Annotated in this window: 2 protein-coding genes and 1 pseudogene; 1 reads left to right on the top strand and 2 read right to left on the bottom strand. The window is 46.7% G+C overall.

Annotated features, from left to right (window positions below):
* Window positions 1–27 precede the first annotated feature (27 nt).
* Window positions 28–2,154 carry a PAS domain S-box protein gene (locus VN429_RS10910; protein WP_325633212.1) on the top strand — a complete coding sequence of 709 codons (2,127 nt, stop codon included), beginning with the start codon at window positions 28–30 and terminating at the stop codon, window positions 2,152–2,154.
* Between the two features lie 58 nt (window positions 2,155–2,212).
* Here the strand turns inward: VN429_RS10910 and VN429_RS10905 are convergent, their stop codons facing one another.
* On the bottom strand, window positions 2,213–2,467 hold the full coding sequence (locus tag VN429_RS10905; RefSeq protein ID WP_325633210.1) for a SemiSWEET transporter: 255 nt from the start codon (window positions 2,465–2,467) through the stop codon (window positions 2,213–2,215).
* A 101-nt stretch (window positions 2,468–2,568) separates the two neighbouring features.
* Window positions 2,569–3,334, bottom strand: a pseudogene (locus VN429_RS10900) (hypothetical protein); the annotation flags it as partial.

Below are 3,334 nucleotides of genomic sequence, written 5' to 3'. Positions count from 1 at the left end.
TATTAGTATGGATCAGAGATTTCAAGTATGGCTGCAGAACGGGAAAACCTCAATAAAATCCGTTCGCTGCTCAAATTTCATCCCCGTGGCCTGACCATCTCTGATATTTCGCAGCGTCTGAAAATGAACCGGAATTCGGTTGCGAAATATCTTGAGATCCTTGAAATATCAGGATGTGTTGAGATGCGCCAGATGGGGGCTGCGAAGGTCTTTTATATTTCTCAGCGGATCCCCCTTGCATCTATCCTCGGATTCACCAAAGAGGGAATTGTTGTCATCAATGAGGAAGGCAGGATTAACCAGGTAAATGACAGGTTCTGCCAGATGTTTGATCTGCATCAGGATGAGATTCTGAGCGCTCCTATTACTGGCCTTCCCCAGAATCTTCTCAGTGTCCTGACAAGTCAGCGTCTTATGGACGGTCTTGGCGAAAAGGCTGAACAAACGCGTATCCTTAAAATGGAGGAGTATGACTGGACCCAGTATTACAAGGTCAGGATACTGAACACCATATTTGATACTGGTGAGCACGGCCAGACTGTCATCATTGAGGACATCACTCTTGAAAAAGAGATGGAAGAGCGCCTTCGCCTCAATGAAGCGCGGTACCGTGGAATTGTCGAAGACCAACTTGAGATGATCTGCAGGTATACGCCAGATGGAAAGATTACGTTTGCCAACGATGCATTCTGCAGGAACTTAAATATCACCCCTGAAGAGGTGGTGAACCGTTCAATCTTTTCATACCATCCAGCCGAATCCATATCCCGGCTTAAGGCTGGAATGGAGGCCTGCACTCCGCACTCCCCGGTATGGGACCTTGAGATGGAAGTTACACTACCAGGCGAAAAAAAATGCTGGCAGCACTGGATTTACCGGGGAATATTTGATGATCAGGATATGGTTCTGGAGTATCAGGGTGTAGGTCGTGACATTACTGATCGGAAGCGTGCCGAGATCGAACTCCTGATCAAGAGTTGCGCCATTGAATCATCTATCATTCCTATCGGACTTATAACGCTTGATGGGATGGTTACCTATGTCAATCCTGCATTTTTGCAGATGTGGGGGTATAAGCATCTGTCTGATGTTCTTGGACTTCCGATGGAACATTTTGCCCATGGAAATGTTGATTCGCTGCGAAAAATCTTTGAGATAAAGCAGGCTGTCTCCCGTGAAGGTGAGTTTTCCGGCGAGTTAACTGGAACCCAGAGATCTGGAGAGAAATTTAACCTTCTTCTCACAGTCTCGGTGGTGAAGGATACAGAAGGATCTCCGCTCTGTCTTATCGGGTATTTCAACGATATATCCCCCCTTGTCAGGATGAACCGTGAAGTACAGATGAAGGAGACTGCTATCTCCCATTCGTATGAAGGAGTAGCCATCATCTGTCCTGATGGGCGCATTAGTTATAGTAATCCTGCTTTCACGAGAATATTTCAGCGTATTCCTGAACACGATCTGTACGGGAAACAGATCGATCTTGTTTATTCCAGTTATCCTCAGCTTGAAGGAAAGAGGGATGAGATCTCTGACTCTCTGGCCAGGAAAGGGAGCTGGATCAGTATTGTATCAGATATTACCGAGGATGGTAAAACCAGTATTATCCAGGTTCATCTCTCCCGCACCAATGATCCGGGAGGAAATCAACTCTGTACTATCTTTTCGGCTCTGGATATTACAGAACAGCGGATGATAGAAGAGTCTCTCTCGATGATGTATCATCACCTTGAGGAGGCTATCGAACATGTTAGTGATCCCACGTTTATCCTTGATAATCACCGGCGTGTTGTTGCATGGAATAATCCGATGGCTGTCCTTACCGGGTTCAGCAGGGATGAGGTGATTGGGACTGCCGGGTATCGGGATGCCTGTAAGCGGTTTGAACCAGCCATTCCCCTGCTTGCTGACCTGATTGATCTTTCTGTCCGTGATCTTATCCGCAATTATCCGTCTGTCTCACGGTTTGGTTCCGGTCTCTTCACCGAAGCATTTCTTCCTTCCCTGCAGAGTGGGAAGGGGGCAGTGATTTGGGCTAAAGCCTCGCCGATCCTTAATACAACCGGTCAGACTATCGGCGTTATTCAGACGATGAAAGACATGACCAACTGGAAACGGGTTACAGAGCATGGGGTGACTCGTGAAGTCTCCTGATTCCAACGTTTTCAAATGGTTTTTTCTTCAAAATGGGCATTACGGTTCTGATTTCAGGTCATGGATACCGTATCTTCATGGCCGTTATTGCAACCAGAAGGATGAGGGTGATTCCATTAGCGAGAATTACCGGCAGTTCCCCGATTACGATTCCATATATGAACCAGAGTGTCATTCCCGTCATGAGGAGAAGGAGCATTCCGTAACTGATGTCATGAGCGTGACGGGTCTTGTATGTCTGCCATACCTGGGGAAGAAATGCAACCGTGGAGCAGAATGCTGCAATGTATCCGGTCGCGTGGAGGAGATCCATACTATAGTTCTCCTGCAGTGCTCATAGGAGTTCTGTAAAATATGGATTGTACTAAAAAAAGAATAAGTTCTTGTGAAATCGCTGAATCAGTTACCTGGCGATTATTTGGTTTCGTACTTCTTAAGGGCGGTGGTGATCTTCTGTATCCGCTCAAGGCTGATCGTCTTCACTTTCTGTGCTGCAATGTCGAAGATGAGATTTGGCGGTACATCCACTTCCTCTGCGAATTTAGTCTGTGTAGTCTTCTTGGTTGCCGTGAGTGCATTGAGCCGTTCAGATACACTTACCGGAACCGGTACCATGGTATCAAGTGCTGGCTGGACAAGTTTTCTGCCCCGCTTTGCTGGTACCTTTACAGGCACTGTTGTCTGCTCTGGAGCCGGGGTTTTAGCCTTTGCTGCCCCTCTCCTTGCTGGAGAAGCTTTTGTTGCAGTGCTCTTGGCCGGTGCCTTTGCAGGTGCTGCTGATGCTTTCTTTACCTGAGTTTTGGCTTTTGATGAAACGGATTTTGCTGGAGCTGCCTTGGCAGGAGATGCCTTAGTGGCAACAGATTTTACCGGTGCCTTTGCAGGTGCTGCAGATGCTGGTTTAGCCTCATCTGATGCGATCTTTACTTTAACCTCTTTCAGTTCAGTCTGCAGGGTTCCAACTGTCTTATTTAACTGGAGCAGTTGCTTTGCCTGCATGTCAATGATCTTTTTGAGATCGGAAATTTCAGAAGTATTTACACTTTCCTGAACTGGTTTGGGTTTTGCCACTGGCTTTACCGGCTTTTTAACGGTTTTTCTTGGTGCTGGTTTTGTTGCCATTATTATCCCCCCTTTATCTGATGAATATTGTATACCACTTTGAAACAGAGTATACCGG

Origin of the sequence: Methanospirillum sp. (assembly GCF_035560735.1) — an archaeon.
GTDB lineage: Archaea > Halobacteriota > Methanomicrobia > Methanomicrobiales > Methanospirillaceae > Methanospirillum.
The sequence above is the reverse complement of the archived record's forward strand: the minus strand, read 5'-3'. Positions and strand labels throughout refer to the sequence as shown.